The 20604-nt window shown below is 46.9% G+C and carries 17 protein-coding genes; 8 read left to right on the top strand and 9 right to left on the bottom strand.

The genetic code is table 11. The features are described from left to right. Positions 1-9: 9 nt before the first annotated feature. The 6 genes from VM802_RS17185 to tgt form a co-directional block, all read right to left on the bottom strand. Positions 10-1035: a PorP/SprF family type IX secretion system membrane protein gene (locus VM802_RS17185; protein WP_325532693.1), complete on the bottom strand. Its 1026-nt coding sequence runs from the start codon at positions 1033-1035 to the stop codon at positions 10-12. A 6-nt stretch (positions 1036-1041) separates the two neighbouring features. Continuing rightward, positions 1042-4647 carry a T9SS type B sorting domain-containing protein gene (locus tag VM802_RS17180; protein WP_325532691.1) on the bottom strand — a complete coding sequence of 1202 codons (3606 nt, stop codon included), beginning with the start codon at positions 4645-4647 and terminating at the stop codon, positions 1042-1044. 202 nt (positions 4648-4849) lie between these two features. Then, complete coding sequence (recG, locus tag VM802_RS17175) at positions 4850-6943, bottom strand: ATP-dependent DNA helicase RecG (RefSeq protein ID WP_325532775.1); 2094 nt, start codon at positions 6941-6943, stop codon at positions 4850-4852. Between the two features lie 394 nt (positions 6944-7337). Then, a complete protein-coding gene (locus VM802_RS17170; protein WP_325532689.1) occupies positions 7338-8663 on the bottom strand; it encodes a citrate (Si)-synthase, eukaryotic in 1326 nt (441 codons plus the stop codon). 345 nt (positions 8664-9008) lie between these two features. Beyond that, positions 9009-10088, bottom strand: coding sequence for an LptF/LptG family permease (locus VM802_RS17165; protein WP_325532687.1), 1080 nt, complete (start codon positions 10086-10088; stop codon positions 9009-9011). Positions 10089-10125: 37 nt separating this feature from the next. Next, entirely contained in the window at positions 10126-11256 is a 1131-nt protein-coding gene (gene tgt, locus VM802_RS17160) for a tRNA guanosine(34) transglycosylase Tgt (protein ID WP_325532685.1), read from the bottom strand. Between the two features lie 181 nt (positions 11257-11437). Between tgt and VM802_RS17155 the strand changes: the two genes are divergently transcribed. The 7 genes from VM802_RS17155 to VM802_RS17125 all read left to right on the top strand — a co-directional run bounded on the left by VM802_RS17155 (position 11438) and on the right by VM802_RS17125 (position 16720). Then, positions 11438-12574: a glycosyltransferase gene (locus tag VM802_RS17155; protein WP_325532683.1), complete on the top strand. Its 1137-nt coding sequence runs from the start codon at positions 11438-11440 to the stop codon at positions 12572-12574. 196 nt (positions 12575-12770) lie between these two features. Next, complete coding sequence (gene rsmG, locus VM802_RS17150) at positions 12771-13400, top strand: 16S rRNA (guanine(527)-N(7))-methyltransferase RsmG (RefSeq protein WP_325532681.1); 630 nt, start codon at positions 12771-12773, stop codon at positions 13398-13400. A gap of 134 nt (positions 13401-13534) precedes the next feature. After that, positions 13535-14092, top strand: a complete 558-nt coding sequence (locus tag VM802_RS17145; RefSeq protein ID WP_325532679.1) for an RNA polymerase sigma factor — start codon at positions 13535-13537, stop codon at positions 14090-14092. A gap of 17 nt (positions 14093-14109) precedes the next feature. Further along, the gene (locus VM802_RS17140) at positions 14110-14586 is read left to right on the top strand and encodes a hypothetical protein (RefSeq protein ID WP_325532677.1); all 477 of its coding nucleotides are present in this window, start codon (positions 14110-14112) and stop codon (positions 14584-14586) included. A gap of 12 nt (positions 14587-14598) precedes the next feature. Continuing rightward, a complete protein-coding gene (locus VM802_RS17135; RefSeq protein WP_325532675.1) occupies positions 14599-14808 on the top strand; it encodes a hypothetical protein in 210 nt (69 codons plus the stop codon). Positions 14809-15004: 196 nt separating this feature from the next. Next, positions 15005-15571, top strand: a complete 567-nt coding sequence (locus VM802_RS17130; RefSeq protein ID WP_325532673.1) for a DinB family protein — start codon at positions 15005-15007, stop codon at positions 15569-15571. A gap of 159 nt (positions 15572-15730) precedes the next feature. Continuing rightward, on the top strand, positions 15731-16720 hold the full coding sequence (locus VM802_RS17125; protein ID WP_325532671.1) for a patatin-like phospholipase family protein: 990 nt from the start codon (positions 15731-15733) through the stop codon (positions 16718-16720). Positions 16721-16864: 144 nt separating this feature from the next. On the opposite strand, the gene VM802_RS17120 is transcribed toward VM802_RS17125, so the two are convergent. Next, the gene (locus tag VM802_RS17120; protein WP_325532669.1) at positions 16865-18751 is read right to left on the bottom strand and encodes a M1 family metallopeptidase; all 1887 of its coding nucleotides are present in this window, start codon (positions 18749-18751) and stop codon (positions 16865-16867) included. 136 nt (positions 18752-18887) lie between these two features. On the opposite strand from VM802_RS17120, the gene VM802_RS17115 reads away from it, so the two are divergent. After that, on the top strand, positions 18888-19571 hold the full coding sequence (locus VM802_RS17115) for a nitroreductase family protein (RefSeq protein ID WP_325532667.1): 684 nt from the start codon (positions 18888-18890) through the stop codon (positions 19569-19571). Here VM802_RS17115 and rsmI read toward each other — a convergent pair. Both rsmI and purS read right to left on the bottom strand, forming a co-directional pair. Then, positions 19568-20236 carry a 16S rRNA (cytidine(1402)-2'-O)-methyltransferase gene (rsmI, locus tag VM802_RS17110; protein WP_325532665.1) on the bottom strand — a complete coding sequence of 223 codons (669 nt, stop codon included), beginning with the start codon at positions 20234-20236 and terminating at the stop codon, positions 19568-19570. The two genes, VM802_RS17115 and rsmI, sit on opposite strands and share 4 nt — an antisense overlap. A gap of 87 nt (positions 20237-20323) precedes the next feature. Then, positions 20324-20569 carry a phosphoribosylformylglycinamidine synthase subunit PurS gene (purS, locus tag VM802_RS17105; RefSeq protein WP_325532663.1) on the bottom strand — a complete coding sequence of 82 codons (246 nt, stop codon included), beginning with the start codon at positions 20567-20569 and terminating at the stop codon, positions 20324-20326. Positions 20570-20604 lie beyond the last annotated feature (35 nt).

Genomic DNA, 20604 nt, shown 5'->3' with positions numbered 1-20604 from the left:
AGGAAACAGCTAAAAGCTGGGGCAAATAGTGGATTTCTTTGCATTGTTAAAGGTACGGTTGGAATACAATCCGCTGTAGATAAGACTTATCTCATAGGCGCCACGACGGCTGTTGGAAGCTGCCAGCGTGGAAGTGGTAACATCATAGCTGAACATCAGCTTGATGCTGTTCAGCTGATACCCTACCAGGAAAGCAGCAGCATCACCGGCACGGTAATAAACACCTCCGTAAACCTGCTTGGCGCCATCGCCGGAGAGATTATAGGCCGCATTCAGGCCACCCACAATTTCATGCGCTCCCGCCTGCTGTGCATAATAAGCGCCGGGATTGATGATCACCATGTCGCTCACCTTGATGCTGGCATTCAGGAAGCCGATATAACGCCGCGGCACCACATTGTTTCCGTTATAAAAAGTTTCGCGCGGTGTGTTTACATGCTGCACAGAAAATCCTGCGTTCATGTAAATATTTTCTGTCGGAAAATAAGCATAATTCATACCCACCTGCAGATCAAAATAATTGGTACTGGAGGATGTAATGGGTTCTGCCGTGGGCACTTTGGAATCAAAAAATTTACCATTCCACTGGTCGCCGAAGGTGAGCTTGGTGATGTCCACCCTTTTATTGGCGGTACCAACATTAAAGCCCAGCGACAACAGGCTGCTTTCTCCCAGCAACTGATGATAAGCTATAGATGCATAGGCTTTTGTGGAAGACAAGTTGCCACTACCTGCCACATCCCGGAGAATCGCACCACCAAGGCCTACCCAACCATAAGTCAGCCGGTCGCGCAATAACTGGAAATCGCCAAAGGCAGACATTGTCCTGTAAGGCACAGGAATAGAAGCCCACTGGTCACGGAAGTTGATACCTAAACGATAATTACCATCAGGAATGAAGCCCGTATTGGCAGGATTGGTCGTTAACGGTGAATTGAAGTACTGCGAGAAGTGCAGATCCTGCGCGAACCCGTTGCTTCCGGAAATAATCAGTACTATCAGCACTGCTGCTATATTAACAATCTGCTTCTTCATGGCTCATCATCTTAACAAGGTTACACTTCCTGACTTAACTGCTTTGGCGCCGTCCGTAAATTCCAGACTCAGGGTAAAGGCATATGCATCTATTGGCTGCACAGTACCTTTAAAACGCCCGTCCCATCCGATATTTGCATTGTTGCTTTCAAATACCATCTGTCCCCAGCGGTTGAATATTTTAAGGTTGAACTTGGTAGCACCAAAGCTCTTCACATAGAATACATCATTGATACCATCATTGTTTGGCGAGAACGCGGAAGGCACGTCAAACAACGGTACTACAATAGCTCCTACCTGCTTGCAAACTGTTTCCGTACAACCGGCAGCGTTAGCGCCGGTAAGACATACATTATAAGTACCGGTTCTCAGATACTGATGTGTCGGGTTTGCCAGCGAAGAAGTATCGCCGTCACCAAAGTTCCACAGGTAATGCACTGCACCGATGGACAGGTTGGTGAATGTTACCGGCGTATTTTCAACAGGCTTGGCCGGTGAAAAATCAAAGTCCACTTTCGGCGGATTTTCCACCGTCACAATCTTGATAACACTGTCCTTCTTGTTACAGGTATTATCATCAATAGCTACCAGCTTAATACTCCATTGTCCTGCGCGGTTAAATGTATGCGTCGGGTAAGGATCGGTAGACTGTGAACCATCATCTTCAAATGTCCACAGGAAACTTTCACCACCCAGTGTGGTATTATCCATTTTAACCTGGTCGCCCACACAAAGCGTATCCGGCATATTGAACTGTGCTATAACGTTAACGGCTACACGCAAAGGCTTCATATCTGCCTGCGGCGCGTTACAGAAGTTAGTATCTATCAGTGTAAGCGTTACATTGTAAACACCCGCATTCTTATACTGATGCGGATAAGGGAACTTGGATGGACCTACGTACTGCAAAGGCGTACCATCTCCCAGATCCAGTGTAAAGGAACTGTCTTTAAACTGCGACAATACCGGGGAGGTCAGATCAAATAAATACGATAAAGCATCACAGGGTTGTTGCCTGGTGGCGGTAAAATCAAACTTACCTTCATTCGTGCCGAGCTTCACCTGAATATACGCCGTATCACTGCCATTACAACTGGCGGCATCAAATTTCACCAGTCTTACCAGGTAAGTACCTACGTTGTTGTAAGTATGTGAAATAGTATCCCTTCCTATTACAATTCCGCTGTTGTCACCAAAATCCCATTCCCATTTATCAGCTGTTCTGCGGGTGGTATCCACAAAAGTGATCGTGCTGGGCACGCAGTAATTCTTCCTTCGGTCAAGCGTTTTAATACCGGCTTTCACGCCATCGAGATTGAAGGCAATCTTCAGCGCACCAAAGTTACATCCCGGCGGAGGCGTACTGGAATAGGCGCCCGGCGTAGTAGGATAGCGCGGCTTAATACCGTTGTTGCTGACATTACACCAGGCACAGATACCCTGATAAATGATCCCGTTGCGGTCGAAGCGGCTGGTACCGCCGTCAACATGCTCGTAAAGACCATTCCCTCCGAAGTAGCTGCCAAACAATATATCAGTAGCATCACGCTGTAATACGAAGAAGTAAAAGTCCATCCCATCCGTAGTACGCTGTAATGGGTTTTTAACAGGCATACCGGTAGTACCAGAGTTGGGATACTTCAGGCTGCTGTTGATACCGCCGCCCCATCCTGATACATAAACATTTTCACAACGGTCCACCAGGAAAGCGGTGGGCGAGATGGCTGGCGTTGTGGCAATACTGCGTTTCTTACCAAATGTAGTGGAATATACCAATGCCGAAAGATCGGGCTGGAGTTTCGAAATGAACTGTAAGGAGTTATCGTTGTAAAAATTAGTAGTGCCTGCGGGTTGCTTCGTTGGCCAGGTACCTTCTGTGGTACCCATTACATACACAAATCCCTTTTTATCCAGCTGAATACCATAGATCTGATCAGCGGCAGGATCATCGGAACCGAGGTAAGTGCTTTGCAGTATATTGGTCCCGTCATTGGCAATATGTGCAATGAAGCCGTCGCAAACACCACCACGGTATGCACCGTAAACGGGTGTCCCTTTCATAGGGAAGTTATCACTGGCAGTACCACCCGCTACATACAATGTATTAAGCCCATTCAGCGCAATTACATAGGCTGCATCTTCCTTACCGCCACCGAGATAGCTGGCCCATACCAGGCCGCTGCACAACGGATTTATTTTCAGTACCACACCATCCTGCAAACCACCGAAAGTCGGCTGAAACACGCCGCCGGTAACCGGGAAATCAGATGAACGGGTACAGCTGGCTACGTAAATATAGCCCGCATTATCTATCACCACTTCGCTGCGTGCATCATCACCGTAGTTACGCAGCAACACCCAGTCGCCTCCCTGCCTGTCTTCACGCATATTCACCCCATCGTCTGAAGAACCAGCCACAATAATGGAACCGATAATACCAGAACCGGTTGCATTCAGCTTCGTCACAACAATATCCCATCCGCCACGGTTACCAACCACTGCAGTACTGGGATAATTTCCGGAAGTGGTTCTTCCGGAAATAACAAGGTTTCCCTGTGCATCCACAAAGAGACTGTGCGGTTGTTCCAGTCCATTACCGCCAACGAAAGTAGCGTAAATGAGACGGGTGCCGTCAGGAGAAAACTTTGAAATACCAATATCAAACTTATCACCGCCAAATGAGCTCTGATAAGCGCCCGGCGTTACGGGATACAATCCGCCAAACACAATGCCGCCGCCGTAGAAAAAGCCCGCATCATCGTAGGTAGCGGTAAAGCCCCAGTTATCCGAACGTGCACCCGATACAGTTGAAAAAACATATACGGGGTCTATCACCAACGGGTACGCCGGATTGTAGCTGCCGGAAATTTTATATCCCAGTTTGTTGCCGTTCAGTTTAAAGGAAACTTTTACCGGAACACGCTGGTTGTTTACATATTGATATGCGTATGGCAATTGTTCAATGACATCGCCTACGGAAGTGTGCACATACAGTTGCCCTTTTTTCAGTTCCATGCCGGTCGTACCTTCATAAGACAGCTGTATCTTATCAGGGTCCGCTCCCGGCTGAATGATCAGGTCATATTTAAGTTGAGACGCTTCAGAGTAAATGTGCGCATCCACACCAGGATAAAGTGATTTATACACAAGGCTCTGGAATGATTTCACATTACTCGCCCATTTACTACGGTCATTACCGATGAAGTAGTTGGTAACGGCTTCCTGCTGTTTTTCGGGAACTATCTCTGCGTTCTCATTGGCGCCGATGAAAGTGATATTGTAAGCATGCCCCCTCACATCAGGAAAGCGGCCGGGTCTTGGAGGCGGCTTCTGTCCGTTCTGGGATGAAAGTGCATTCTGCCGGTTATTCCTGTTTACCAGGGTTGTATCGGGTTGATGGGAGTGACCATGCACATATTCGTTGAGGGCATACATGTCTTCCCTGTTATACACCATGAATGTGAATCCCGCTTTTTTCACATAGATGGCCGCGCCATCAAGATCCGTTTTATAGATTACCTGTTGATCCCACTGTCCCTTGTTCTCTGTAAAATTCAACGGTGTAAAATTAGCAGGTCGTTGTGCCAGAAGATGATTTCCGGAAAACAACATAAGGATAATAATTCCAATAAGGCCGGTCGGGAGAGTAAATTTCAACGGGATCAGATTTATTTTATTCTTTAAACCAATATAATACTATAAACGCAGATGCCGGCCAATTTGTTACGGGCAGATCAAAAACCAGTGCGACAGTGCAACACTCCGGCGCCATACTTAAATCTTAGACTGTGTATATTGATAAACGTTAAAAGTCTCAGGAAATTTTACTCCACTGGGATTTACCGCGCTGAAGGGCTAAGAAATCTTTTAGTCCCTGATTCTCAGGCAACAAAAGATCCGGGTCATCTTCCAATATTTTTTCAGCGCTGGCGCGTGCAGCTTCCAGAACAGGTTTATCATGCAGAATATCAGCGAGTTTGAAATCCAGTATTCCACTCTGACGGGTACCTTCAATATCACCGGGTCCACGCAACTCCATATCTTTTTCAGAAATAATGAAACCATTATTGGTCTGCACCATAACATTGATTCTCTCTTTCGACACCTGACCCAGTTTATTGCCGGTCATCAGTACACAGAACGACTGCTCAGCGCCACGGCCAACACGTCCCCGCAGCTGATGTAGCTGGGACAGGCCAAAGCGTTCCGTGCTTTCAATCACCATCACGGACGCATTAGGCACATTCACACCCACTTCGATCACTGTGGTAGCCACCATGATATGGGTGTCGCCCGTTACAAAGCGCTGCATGTTGGTTTCCCGCATTTCCGCCGGCTGACGTCCATGCACCATGCTGATATAATACTGTGGCTCCGGGAAAAAAGCTTTTACTTCTTCATAACCTTTCATCAGGTTCTCATAGTCCATCTTTTCACTGTCTTCTATGAGCGGGTATACAATGTAAGCCTGCCGGCCTTTCTTTATTTCTTCCTTGATGAAGTCCATCACCTGCGGCCGCTGAAATTCGGTACGATGTACGGTAGTGATGGGTTTACGGCCAGGGGGCATTTCGTCGATCACCGAAACATCAAGATCCCCGTAGATAGTCATGGCCAATGTACGTGGTATTGGCGTAGCCGTCATTACAAGTATGTGCGGAGGAATATCATTTTTTTCCCATAGCCGTGCCCGTTGTGCCACCCCGAAGCGGTGCTGTTCATCCACGATGGCCATACCAATGTTTTTAAACACCACTTCTTTCTCCAGCAGTGCATGGGTACCCACCAGGAAATCGATACTTCCGTCTGCAACGCCGGCCAATATCTGCTTGCGCGCTTTCCCTTTTACACTGCCGGTAAGCAATTCGATACGCACATTCATGTGCTGCAGCAGCTCCGACAACCCTTTAAAGTGTTGCTGGGCAAGGATCTCCGTAGGAGCCATCAGGCATGCCTGGAAACCATTGTCTTTGGCCAGCAGCATGGAAAGCAATGCCACCATGGTTTTACCGCTGCCCACATCCCCCTGCAGCAGGCGGTTCATCTGCCTTCCGTGCACGGTATCCATCCGGATCTCTTTCAACACACGTTTCTGCGCGCCCGTAAGTGCGAAAGGAAGATGATTGTTGTAAAATTCATTGAAATATTCTCCTACCGTACTGAACACATAACCGTGCGAAAGCTTTTGCCGCTTTATCTTCAGCCGGCAGATGCGCATCTGCGCAATAAACAGTTCTTCAAATTTAATACGGCGCTGCGCCTGAAAAGATTCATCATCATTACCCGGCAGATGTATCTTGAAAAAAGCCATAGCCCTGGGCATCAGCCGGTATTGTTGTAACACAGACACCGGAATGTTCTCACGTATCTCGGCAGGCGACAATTGCTCCAGCAGATTTTTGGTGAGTTTTCCTATAGCCTTTGCCGTTAGTCCGCGTGCTTTGAGTTTTTCTGTGGTATAATATACCGGTTCCAGGAACTGCTTGCCGGTAGACGTTTCTTCTGTGAGCAGATCCATCTCCGGATGCGCCAGCTGTGGCTCGCCATTGAATACAGAAATACGTCCAAACACCAGGTACGCTATATTCTCACGTAACGATTTCTGCATCCATTGCCAGCCCTGAAACCATACCAGGTCAATAGTGCCGGATTCGTCTTTAAAGGTCGCCACCAACCGCTTGCCGCGGTTCTCACCGACCACGGTCATCCGTATAATCCGTCCCCTGATCTGTACAAAATCTTCATACCCGCTAAGGTCTGCTATCCTGTCTACACGCGTGCGATCCACATACCGGAATGGGAAATATTCCAGCAGATCACCGAATGTATGTATACGAATCTCCTTGCGCAGCAATTCTCCTTTCTGCGGCCCCACTCCCTTCAGGTATTCAATCGGATTGGATAATATGGCTGTAAATGTGGAAATAATAAATAACGTTTAAGCCCAGCAAAACTACTGTGATTATTTTAATTTTCAGGTTGATATAAACGAATAGTGTCTGAACTGTGATTTTTGTGATTAGATTGATTATTCTGATGAGCGAAGAAATGTCTGAACTGTGATTTTTGTGATTAGATTGATTATTCTGATGAGCGAAGAAATGTCTGAACTGTGATTTTTGTGATTTAATTGATGTTGCTGATGAACGAAGATAAAAATGGAAAACCCACTTAGAATTAATCTAAATGGGCCTTCCACTTTTATCTTCAGTAATTATCTTCTATCATCTGCGCTATAATCTTCGTTCATCAGCAACATCAATTAAATCACAAAAATCACAGTTCAGACTATCTCAACGGTATCAATCCGCAGTTGCTTCAACTTTACCTTCTACGAATTGCTTCATCCATTCTGTAGTAACAGATTTAGGTCTTTCAAGGGAAAGGCCCAATGCTCTGTCCCAGCAGAGGGAAGCCAGTACGCCGAGTGCGCGGGACACACCGAACAATACAGTATAGAACTCATATTCCACGAGACCGTAGTGAACCAGCAATGCGCCGGAGTGAGCATCTACGTTAGGCCACGGATTCTTGATCTTGCCGAGGTCCTGGAGAATTGGCGGAACGGTTTCATATACGTTCCATACAATTTTCACCAGCTCATCATCAGGCAGATGTTTCTTTGCAAACTCCATCTGCGCAGTAAAGCGGGGATCTGTTTTACGTAATACGGCATGACCATATCCAGGTACTACTTTACCATCCGCCAGCGTTTTACGCACATATGCTTCTATCTGCTCTTTCGTTGGCATACCACCACCCAGTTCTTCACGCATCTCCAGTATCCACTTGATCACTTCCTGGTTCGCAAGACCATGCAACGGACCAGCGAGGCCATTCATGCCAGCTGCAAACGACAGATAAGCATCACTGAGCGCAGAACCCACCAGGTGCGTCGTATGTGCACTCACGTTACCACCTTCGTGATCCGCATGGATCACCATGTAAAGGCGCATCAGCTCTCTGAAACCCTCATCAGAGTAACCCAGCATATGTGCAAAGTTACCTGCCCAGTCCAGCATACCGTTAGGCTGAATATGTTGTCCGCCCTTGTATTTGCGGCGATAGATATAAGCGGCAATACGCGGAAGACGCGCAATGAGATTCATCGTGTCTTCGTAAGTATAGCTCCAGTAATCTTTCTTGTTAATACCGTCAGCATAAGCCTGTGCAAAAGATGACTCTGTCTGCAACGCCATAATAGCAACAGTAAACATCGTCATGGGGTGAGTCGTAATGGGCAACGCTTCAATGGCATCAAATACGTGGTTGGGTACATGAGAACGACGGCCCCACATGCTGGACAAATACTGCACATCTGCTTCAGTAGGCAACTCCCCGATCAACATCAGGTAAAACAAACCCTCCGGCAACGGCTCTGCACCACCAGGCGCCTTCGGCAGATGCTCCCTCAGTTCAGGAATCGAGTAACCACGGAAACGGATACCCTCATTTGCATCCAGCAGGGAAGTTTCAGTAACCAATCCTGTAATGCCGCGCATGCCCTGGTAAACCTGGGCAATAGTAACATCGTCCAGTTTTTTGGTGCCGTGATTCTTTACCAGGTCCTTTACTTCAACGTTAAGTTCATCTGCTTTAACCTTGAATTTTTCTTTTATGTACCCCATTTTATACTGTTGTTTATATAAATGAAAACAAAATCGATCAATTGTCAAAAGTAATGATTTGTTAACGAAGTTACTACCATCAGATGGTATTTAATGTCAACATAACACCTTTCTCCTTGCCACAAAACATGTAAAAAAGTAGGATATATGTCCTTCTAAACTATTGTTAACAAGCAATATATACATACCATCCAGACATACTCTGTCCGACGTTAAAGAAATGTAAATTTTTTCAGAACCAATTGAAAATATTGAAAGAATAATTGTCAGAAATTAATTTTCATACAGAGAATCTGGCAATTTCTGTATAGTACCATTAAAAAAATAACTTGAAAAAATAAGGCATCATTTAGGCGCCCTGCGATACAGGTATAATGCAATTGAACCGAACAGCACATTCGGTATCCATACCGCCATCAATGGGTCAAGGTTAGCTTTTACGGAGAATACAGTCGTAAACTGCATGAGGATGATGTAAGAGGCGCTCACCACTATACCCAATGCAAGGTGCAGCCCGCTGCCTCCCCTCACTTTCCTGGCGGCAATGATACCGCCAATCAGGGACAGAATCACCACAGCCCCGGCGGCAGCCGTTCTGCGGTAATACTCCACCCAATAGGTATTAAGCCCCTCCGATCCGCGGATAGACTCCCTTTTGATATACTTCCGCAAATCAGGCGTGGTCATGGCTTCCTGCAGATTCTTTTCTTCAATAAGGTCCTTGGGCACCAGCGCAATCTTCAATACCGTATCCTGTTTGCTGATCCACGTTTCCTTCAATCCTTCCATAGTGCGAACGGTCACATAATCCAGCCTCCACGCTTTGCCAGTGGAATCCCAGCTGATACGGTCAGCCTTCAGCCTGTACCTGACATGCTGGCCACTCACCTTTTCCAGCGTGAAATTACTGCCGCTCCTGTAATTGGGATCATAAGAGCCAAAAGTAACATAAGTGAAGCTGTCGATACGGCTGGTACGGTTGTATTGCGACTGCTGATTATCCGGAGTACGTATGCGGTTGTTTTCGAAGTAGGTACGTTTGCGGTTGGCATTGGGTACTACCCAGTAGTTGGCCAGCCAGAGAATGGTACCGAACAGGATAGCGCCCACCCAATATGGCCGCAGAAAACGGCGGAAACTGACACCGGCGCTCAGAATAGCAATGATCTCTGAGCGGTAAGCCATCTTGGAAGTGAAGAAAATAACAGAAATAAAAATAAACAACGGGAACAGTAACGCGGCAATATGCGGGATAAAGCCAAAGTAATAGTCCACAATCACATCACGCAGGGGAATATGATATTTGATAAAGTCATCCACCTTCTCAGTGATGTCTATCACCACAGAAATGACCAGCAATATCAGGAGCGAATAGATGAAAGTGCCTATGAACTTGCGTAAAATGTACCAGTCTATTTTAGTCATGGACCAAAGATATTAGTTTATTTTATAGTCTGAACTCTTACAGGCGCGTTTTCAGTTGTTTCACCATCCCCTCTTTCCAGGTGGAAAAAGTGCCTGCCAGAATCTGGCGGCGGGCTTCCTTAACCAGCTCCAGGTAAAATGCCAGGTTGTGAATGCTCGCCAATGTCATGCCTAAAATTTCACCGGCTACAAAGAGGTGACGCAGGTACGCTTTGGAATAATCACGGGAAGCGAAGCAGGGGCTGTTCTCATCTATCGGGCTGAAATCAGTGGCCCACTTTTTATTACGGATGTTCACTACGCCATTCCAGGTAAACAGCATTCCGTTACGTCCATTACGTGTTGGCATCACGCAGTCGAACATATCTACGCCCAGCGCGATATTCTCAATAATATTCCAGGGTGTACCCACTCCCATCAGGTAACGGGGCTTTTCCTTAGGCAATATATCACAAACCAGTGCACACATTTCATACATCTCCTGTTCCGGCTCACCCACGCTGAGGCCGCCGATGGCATTACCAGCACAGTCGCGGGAAGCAATATATTCGGCAGAAGCCTTACGCAGGTCTTTATAAGTACTGCCCTGTACAATGGGAAACAACGTTTGTTCATGACCATAGGCGGGCTGGGTGTCTTTCAGACGCTGGATACAGCGGTCCAGCCAGCGGTGGGTAAGGTCCATCGACTTACGGGCATAGCGGTATTCAGATGGATAAGGCGGACATTCATCAAAAGCCATGATAATATCTGCACCAATGGTCCGCTGGATGTCCATCACGTTTTCGGGTGTAAACAGATGCCTCGATCCGTCAATATGTGACTGAAACACCACCCCTTCTTCCTTGATCTTGCGGTTGGCCGCCAGGGAAAACACCTGGTATCCGCCACTATCCGTCAGGATCGGACGGTTCCAGCCATTGAATTTATGTAGCCCGCCTGCAAGTGACAACACTTCCAGCCCCGGCCTGAGATATAAATGATAGGTATTACCCAGAATGATCTGCGCCTGCACCGCATCGCGCAGCTGTTCCTGTGTAACAGCCTTTACGCTGCCCACCGTTCCCACTGGCATAAAAATCGGCGTCTCTATTTCCCCGTGAGCCGTCGTAATCTTTCCGGCCCTGGCATTGCTGCCACTATCTGTTGTAATCAGTTCAAAATTCAAGGCATGTAAATTTCAGCCCGCAAAACTACTGTGATTTTTTTGATTAGTCTGATTTTCCTGATGCATCACCTGAGCAATTATCAAATCCACGCTAATCTTCGCTTCGCACATCAGGAAAATCACAGAAATCATAAAAATCAGATTTCCAGATATATAAAAATATTATATTTTTGCCAGCATTATGCTTGACAATCCAGGGGAAATTGCCTTATACTTTTTTGCTACCGTAGCAGGGATACAGATCATTTACTTCCTGTTTATATTTTCAAGGGTAGCCTTTTATAGCCGAAAGTTCGACCTGGACCACGCGCCAGAAGGACCCGTATCAGTAATCATCTGTGCAAAAGATGAAGAGCTTAACCTTCAGAAAAATCTGCCGCTTGTATTGCAGCAACGCTATCATCAGCACCTGAAACCTACCTATGAGGTGATTGTGGTGAACGATAACTCCGAAGACGATACCCGGTATTACCTGCGCTCCATTGAGCCGGGGTATCCCCATTACCGTCATATAGAGATTAAGCAGGCGGCCAAGTTTATTCCTGGTAAGAAGTATCCCTTATCTATCGGATTAAAAGGAGCGCAGTATGAACATGTACTGCTCACCGATGCCGATTGTAAACCATCCAGCACCTACTGGCTGTCTATCATGAGCCAGGGGTTCACTGATGATAAGGATATTGTGCTTGGCTACAGCCCTTACCACAAAAAGCCAGGTTTCCTCAATAAAGTAATCCGCTACGAAACTTTCTTCAGTGCATTGCAACACCTCTCATTTGCCATGAGCGGCATGGCTTACATGGGCGTAGGCCGTAACCTGGCTTACAAACGGGAACTGTTCTTCCGTCATAAAGGGTTTACAAGCCATCAGCACCTCGCCAGCGGCGACGATGATCTGTTCGTAAATGCTGCGGCTACACGAAAAAACGTGGGCGTAGTAATCGATAAACAGGCATTCACCTTCTCTGAACCTAAACAAACCTGGGGTAGCTGGTTCCGGCAGAAAACCCGGCATATGTCCACCGGCAAACATTACCGCTTTGGTCACAAGTTTGTACTGGGCCTCTTTTCACTGACGCACTTCCTTTTCTATCCGGCTTTCATTGCAGCGCTCTTCTTCCCACCTCCAATCATCTGGCTGGCACTGGGAATCTTTGGCCTGAAAGTACTGATACAATCCATTATCACCTACACCGCCATGCGCAGACTCGAAGAAAGTGACTTGTTCAAATACAGCTGGCTCATGGACATCCTGATGGTACTATACTATATCATCTTCACCCCCGCCCTCATGTTCCGTTCCAAGAACAGATGGTAGACTGTGATTTTTGTGATTTGTCTGATTTTCCTGAACAACGATTATGTAACTCAATAATGTAAGCCGTCCCTTGAGGGGCGGCTTACTCATTATATAAGGGTAGACATTAACTTTACAATACTATTTTCTATAATACCGTCTTCGTTCATCAGCAAAATCAAACAAATCACAAAAATCATTGTCCTACCTTTGCGCCATGGAAATTATATTAAAATATTTCAGTGACTTCACGCCGGAGCAGATGTCGCAGTTCGGATCGCTTAAAGACCTCTACGAGGAGTGGAATACGAAGATCAATGTTATATCCCGCAAAGATATTGATGCACTATACGAAAAGCATATCCTGCATTCGCTGAGTATAGCCGCCATCGCGGATTTCCAGCCCGGCACAGAAATACTGGACCTGGGAACCGGCGGCGGATTCCCCGGCATCCCCCTGGCTATCTTTTTCCCGGAAGTAAAGTTTCACCTGGTAGATTCTATCGGAAAGAAGATTAAAGTAGTAGAGGGCGTGGCAGAAGCACTGCAACTGAAAAATGTAACCACTGCGCATAGCAGGGTAGAAGATATTAAGAACCGTAAATTCGACATCGTGGTATCACGGGCAGTGGCTCCCCTGAAGGACCTTTGGCGCTGGAGCAAACCACTGTTGAAGAAATCCACGGTACCAGGAAAACAATTTGAAAAAGGGCTGATCTGCCTGAAAGGCGGAGACCTGGCGCAGGAAATATCAGAAAGCGGTGTAAAACCAAGACTGATAGACGTTTACGATATATTCCCGGAAGACAGCTTCAAAGAAAAGTACATACTGATGGCTAAAAGCTGATCCCGCTTCTCTCCTACTCCCTCCCAGCCGGCCCCGGTTACGGTATGCGGATATTTTTCCAGACAGTAAAATATCCGCATTTCTGTTTCGTCATCCTTATTACGATGAAACAGATGCTCCTTACAAACAGCATTATGGCCTCAGAGCAAAATGAACGCATACAGGCGACCATAAAGCAGGAACGTAAGCGCTTGCTGCACTTTATCAGGCAGCGGGTAAACAATGCATCAGATGCAGAAGATATTCTGCAGGATGTACTTTACCAGTTTACGGAATACCTGCGGCTGGGCAGCCAGATAGATTCTATTACAGGCTGGCTTTTTGCCGTAACCCGTAACAGGATCACCGACTGGTTCCGTAAAAAGAAAGAAACCCCATTCTCTGAATATGTTCGCGAAATAGAAGGAGAAGAAGTCCTTTTTCTGCCGGAACTCCTGGCGGATGAAACCATGGAAGCAAACAATCCCATGATGCGGAAATTTATGTCCGAAGCCATCATGCAGGCAATTGACGAATTACCGGAAGACCAGCGGTATGTGTTTCTCCAGCATGAAATAGAAGGAAAATCATTTAAAGAAATGAGTGAAGAAACCGGCATCGGCGTAAACACGCTGTTGTCCAGAAAACGCTACGCCGTGCTATATCTGCGCGAGAGGCTGGCTGAAGTGTACAAAGAAATTTTAGATAACTGAGTAAAAATCTTAAAGATATGGGATACCAAACAACTAACCGGGTATTCAAAAAAATAGGGCTTGTTATTCTTGGCCTTGCATTTTTTGCCTTCGTTATATTCCTGACCATGAGCCTGTGGAACTGGCTGATACCAGAGATCTTCCACGGCCCCGTTATCACCTATTGGCAGGCATTTGGCCTACTCTTACTTGGCAAGCTCCTCTTCGGATGGCACGGTCATTCCCACGGATGGGGCGGCGGATGGCGCCACAAAAGAGAGTGGAAGGAAAAACTTCGCGAACGCATGACAGACATGACACCTGAACAACGCGAAAAAGTGAAGGAACACTTTCGTAATTACTGCAGGCCTTATGGCCGCGGCTTCGGAAGAGGCGGCCGTCGCAGGTTCGATGACTTCGGCGATTTTGATGACGAATATACCCGCAGTGAAAAACGTGACCAGCGTGATCAGCCCGAAAATCCTAAGACACCCGGCGAAAACGAATCACTCTAAAATTATACAACTATGGTAGGCGTCTTCAAAACCAACATCAACAGCCTCGAGGAACGTCAACAGATGATCAGGGCCATTTCCTCCAGCTTTGAGGTAAGCAGCTGTCACGTAGATCTTGAAGATTGTGATAAAGTATTAAGGATTGCTGACATGCAGGTAGAAGAAAATATCATCATTGAATTTGTTAAAAAGCAGGGATTCCTATGTGAATCCCTGGAATAATCCGGAAAATTTTTCAAGGAAACCATTTTTTATCTTTTCATCCTCCCCTTTTTCTTCATATATTTTTTTTCTATATCCTTATTTTTGTTGGATAAATCACAAAACAGGCGTAACTTCAGGGTGAATGCAACGGCAAAGGTATACGCCTGATTATTGAAGCCGGGTTATATGTTTTCTGACCTCTAAATCATTTCCTATGTACCTGAACCAGCATGATATAAGAATCTTACTAAACGACAGTTTTGATCAGTTCGCAGAATTTGTGCAGTCCATGCCTGATCACCGCTTCACCGTTACGCCTTATGGCAAATGGTCAGCTGGTCAGCAACTCCACCACCTGATCAAATCCAGCAGGCCGGTAGGCACTGCTCTGGGCTATCCTAAGCTGCTGCTGCGCTATTTCGGACGCAGTAAACAGCCTTCCCGCTCATATGATATACTGGTGCTCAAATACCAGCAACTGCTTGAAAAGGGCGCCAGATCTACCCGTACATACCTGCCGGGTGTAGTCTATCTCGCACAGAGGCAGGTGCTGCTACAAGCATATCACAAGCAAAAAATCAAACTGCTGGACAATCTTTCCCGGTGGTCAGAGAATGACCTCGACAGCTACGTGTTGCCCCATCCCATACTGGGCAAAATCACCATCAGGGAAACACTTTATTTCACAGCCTATCACAATCAACACCACCTGCAACAATTGAAATATCATGAACTGCAAAGTCATACCTGGGAAAACCAGCTGCAGCAGCTGATATTTTAAATCTTACGTCTATTATATACACGAAACGGTCCCGCCATAACGGGACCGTTTTTTTATCCTCTGTATTTTTTTGTAGATTGTATCGCGATCGATTCCCATATCATTTACCTGATGATTATCTCTTACTAATCGAAAATCCTCATTTACGAAAGAACTATCATGACCCAATGTGCATTAATCATCAGCGGCGGCGGAGCGCGGGCGGCCTTTGCAGCCGGCGCAGTAAAACAACTGCTGCAACACCATCCCGATACCCGTTTTGATCTTTGCTGTGGAACAGGCAGCGGCTCCCTCGTTAGTGTACTCACTGCCACCGGCGAAACTGCCCTGATGGAAAAATTCTTCACCAGTACAGAAACCACGGATTTCATCACCACATCCAATATCAAACAAAGGTTCATTAACAATTCCAACTCACTATATACAACCATTCCCCTCAGTCAACGCATCTCTTCCCTTATTACAGAATCACGCTTTCACATCGTTATGGAAGCTGATACGGAAGTATGCATTGCCTGCAAATGCCTGCAAACAGGGCGTATTACCTACTTTTCCACGAAGCAGGATACTATTGCTACAGCAGACTATGACGTAGTGAAAATATCCGGTATACAGTGTTTACGGGAGGCCATCGTTGCCTCTTTCTCCAGACCCGTGTTCATGCCCCCCGTTGAAATCAGCATGGTAACAGAAACAACCGGCGCCCCCCTGCAATTTGCAGAAGCCGGCGGCATAGGCTATCATCCATTTAAACTGGCTATCAGCAAAGGCATCACAGAGATCTATGCAATACTGCCACTACCGGAACAACAATCCGCCACCACCAAACAGTTCAAAAACGTAATCGATATCCTGGAACAAACCATCGATCAGTCCGTTTCCATCATCGATCCTGCTGATATACAGGCCGTGCAGCTTTACAACAACATGCTGCAATATATGGACGCCGTCAGATCCCGGCTCACCGCCGCCGGCATCGATCCGTCAGCTTATCTTGATATACCGGAAGGCAGTCCCTTCCAGCAGAAAAAACACATTAACATCCGCTTAATACGCCCGGGAAGGCCACTGGACACAGGAATGGGAGGCCTCGAATTTAACAGGGGATACATGAAGGAAATGATGGGGTTCGGTTATTCATCTGTTTGAGCCCAGGATGCCAGGTATCAAAGCCCAGTCAAAGCCCTGTTAAAAGCGCATAACTGACTATCATCTCCCTGAAATACAAACGGAGACCGGTAAATGTTATGTAACAACATACCGGTCTCCGTTTGTATTTAACAACTAAAGTTATCAGCTGACAGCTTTGTTATTACTTCTGTCTACATCAGCCATACGCTGACTTGGATCAATCTCTATCTCTTTAATATCAGATAAAGGCAGATCCACCTCTACCTCGTATACCGGATTAGTCCAGTACCAGCCTGCATCCACCACACGTTTCACGTTGGGGTACTCATTTGGCTTTTCACCGTACATAATCGTCAACGGGATGTAGTGCAGCACCTTACCCCCCTTTTTATCCGTAATCATCAGGTCAATAGGCATAGGCATGTAACCAATACGGCGCAGGCGTATAACCGTTTTGCCACCCTTCGCATAAATACTGTCGATACCGTAATCAATATGTTTGGTGGAATTGATAAGATACTGTTTGTACCAATCCAGCTCAATACCACTCTCTTTCTCCATTACCCGGATAAAGTCATTGGCGTTGGGATGTTTGAAACGCCACTCCCAGTAATAACGCAACAGACCGCTGTCGCGGTTGGCGGCGCCAATTACATATCCCAGCTGCTCCAGGAATACGGCGCCTTTATTATAGGCTGTCTGGCCGTAACCGAAGTTGGTATTGTAATGATCTGCATGCGTGGTAGCCGGCTCTTCGAAAGGACTTGCAGCCAGTCCGAAATATCCTGCATAAGAATCTGCTTGCGGAAACTTTCCTTTCAGCGAATCCACAGTGTTGTAGATGGTATTGTCTTGTGCGAAAGAGGTAAATCCTTCATCCATCCAGGGGTACAGGCTTTCGTTGGTAGCCAGCATACCCTGGTACCAACTGTGCATCCATTCGTGAATGGCAACGCCATACAAACCGTTCATTTTACCATTACCCAGGATGAGCGTGGCCATAGGATATTCCATACCGCCGTCACCACCCTGAATAAAGGAGTACTGCTTGTAAGGATATGGACCGTAATGCTTTTTAATGTATTCATAGGCAACCGGAATCATCTTAGCCAGCTTAGGCCATGTTTCGCGGGTCGTCTCATTCTCGATGTAGAGGAAGTGGGCCGTAAAGCCATCCACCTGCTGTGTGATGTGCTTGTAGTCTGTATCTGCGGCCCACATAAAATCGTGCACATTAGGCGCTACAAAATGCCAGGTGAGGTTATTACCGGCAGGTCGCGTTACCTTGGTACCGGGAGTCTCATAACCATAACCGATCTGGTTAGCATTCTGCAGATATCCGGTTCCGCCGAGCACATACTTTTTATCGATGGTAATCTTTACATCATAATCGCCCCATACACCGTAGAACTCACGGGCAATATAGGGAGTGGCATGCCATCCTTCATAATCGTATTCGCACATTTTAGGATACCACTGGGCCATGGAGAAATCCACCCCCTCAGCGCTGTTACGGCCGCTTCGGCGGATCTGAACAGGCACCTGCGCTTCAAAATCCATGTCAAACACTGCTTTGGAATGAGGCAGGATAGGCTTGTCCAACGTAACTTCCAGGATAGTTTCCACCACTTTGAAATCCTGCGGCTTACCATCGCGCTTCAGTGAAACCACTTTCTGGTAACCGATTTCATCTGCGTTTAATTTGGAGATCCTGTCGCGTACACGGTTGTCCCAGTCAGGACGGATATTCCCTTTGGCATCCCTGCCGACGGCAATTTTACCCAGTTCGCGGCTGCGCACATCCATCATACTGTTAGGCTGAAATGCATTCCAGTAGAGATGGTAAAAGACTCTCTTCAGTGTGTCGGGAGAATTGTTGTAATATTCCAGGTGCTGTTTCCCCGTAAACTTGTTGGCTGGCGCATCCACCGCGACGTCCATTGTGTATTTCACTCTCTGCTGCCAGCGATCTGACTGTGCCTGTAGTTGTAACCAGCTGCCTGCCAGGGTTGCAATGGCAATGCAGCTTCCAAGTACCCCATTCTTCATTCAGTAAAAATTTGATTCAGGCAGCTAAAATACACTTTTAGCAGTAAGTATCCCGGGCGAAGCTGTATGAATGGTAGTTGCGGTGGCATCGCAGAAAAAATATATTAATTTAGCAGACACCCAAAATCATACACCCATGTCTGCAACAAAAATCATTGATGGCTATCCCTTCATCAGCTACACTCACGACAGCTATGATACCCAGGGCATGATAGCCCATGCCACCTCTTTCCAAACGTGGATGGATAAACGAAGAACGGTCAGGGACTTTTCCGATAAGCCCGTACCCAGGACTGTTATCGAACAGATCATCCTCGCTGCCAACACAGCGCCCTCAGGAGCGCATAAGCAACCGTGGACTTTCTGCGCCATTGAAAATCCCGCCATTAAAAAAGTAATCCGTGAAGAAGCCGAAAAGGAAGAGTACAGAAGTTACAACAGCCGTATGCCACAGGAATGGCTGGACGACCTGAAGCCTTTACAGACCGACTGGCACAAGCCCTTCCTGGAGATTGCACCCTGGCTGATCATTATGTTCAAGCGCATCTATGAAACAGATGGCGGCGGGAAGAAAAAGAATAACTACTACGTACAGGAAAGTGTGGGCATTGCCGCCGGCTTCCTATTGGCCGCCATCCATCATGCCGGGCTGGTGGCGCTCACGCATACGCCCAGCCCGATGAATTTCCTGGGGGATATTTTACAACGACCGGAAAATGAAAAACCTTTTCTGCTTGTACCCGTAGGCTACCCTGCGGACGAATGCTGGGTGCCTGATATTCACCGCAAGCCATTAGAAGATGTGGCGGTGTTCTATTAGTCCAGCCCTTGCACCACCACCACAATTTCGCCCTTCACACCCTTTTCTTTGAAATAGTCGCGCACTTCCTGCAGGCTGCCTCGTTTGTTTTCTTCAAACATCTTGGTGAGCTCGCGGCTTACGCAGCACGGGCGGTCTGGCCCAAAGTACCCAATGAGGTCTTCAAGCGTTTTCACGAGCCGCATAGGCGACTCATAAAAAACGATGGTACGCTCTTCTTTGGCCAATGCTGTAAAAAGCGTGTGACGGCCCTTCTTGAGCGGGAGGAAGCCTTCAAACACAAAGCGGTTCATTGGTATGCCACTGTTTACCAGCGCAGGTACAAAGGCCGTGGCGCCGGGGAGGCACTCTACAGGTACGCCTTCACGGATACACTCGCGCACCAGCAGGAAACCCGGGTCTGAAACACCCGGTGTGCCTGCATCTGTGAGCAAAGCCATTACTTTACCGGCCTGCAGTTGCTGCAACAGGTGCTGTACTATTTTATGTTCATTGTGCTGATGATAGGGTGTGATGGGCTTATCAATCTTATAGTGTTTCAGCAGTACGGACGAGGTGCGCGTATCTTCAGCAAGCACCAGGTCTGCTTTTTCCAGTACACTTACAGCCCTGAAAGTCATGTCGGCGAGATTACCGACGGGGGAAGGAACTATGTATAATTTCATATAATCGCCAATTACAAATTGCGAATTGCGGACTACAGCGGCTATCGCTTAGCATCGCCATTCGCAATTTGTAATCCGCAATTATTCTTATTGTATCTGTACTTCAAAAAATTCCATTACCTGGTTAGCCAGCAGTTTCTGACAAGCGGTTTCGGCTATCTGCTGTGCTTCTTCCTTGCTACCGGCTTCAATTTGCAAGGTAATATGCTTACCAATCCGTACATCGTGAACCTGGCCCATGCCCAGATTCTTGAGGCCACTCATTACCGCTTTCCCCTGAGGGTCCAGTAATTCTTTCAGTGGCATCACATTGATATGTGCAGTAAAAGTCATTGTGCTATAAAATTTTGCCGCAAACCTACATTAAA

The sequence above is a fragment of the Chitinophaga sp. genome (assembly GCF_035538455.1).
GTDB lineage: Bacteria > Bacteroidota > Bacteroidia > Chitinophagales > Chitinophagaceae > Chitinophaga.
The sequence above is the reverse complement of the archived record's forward strand: the minus strand, read 5'-3'. Positions and strand labels throughout refer to the sequence as shown.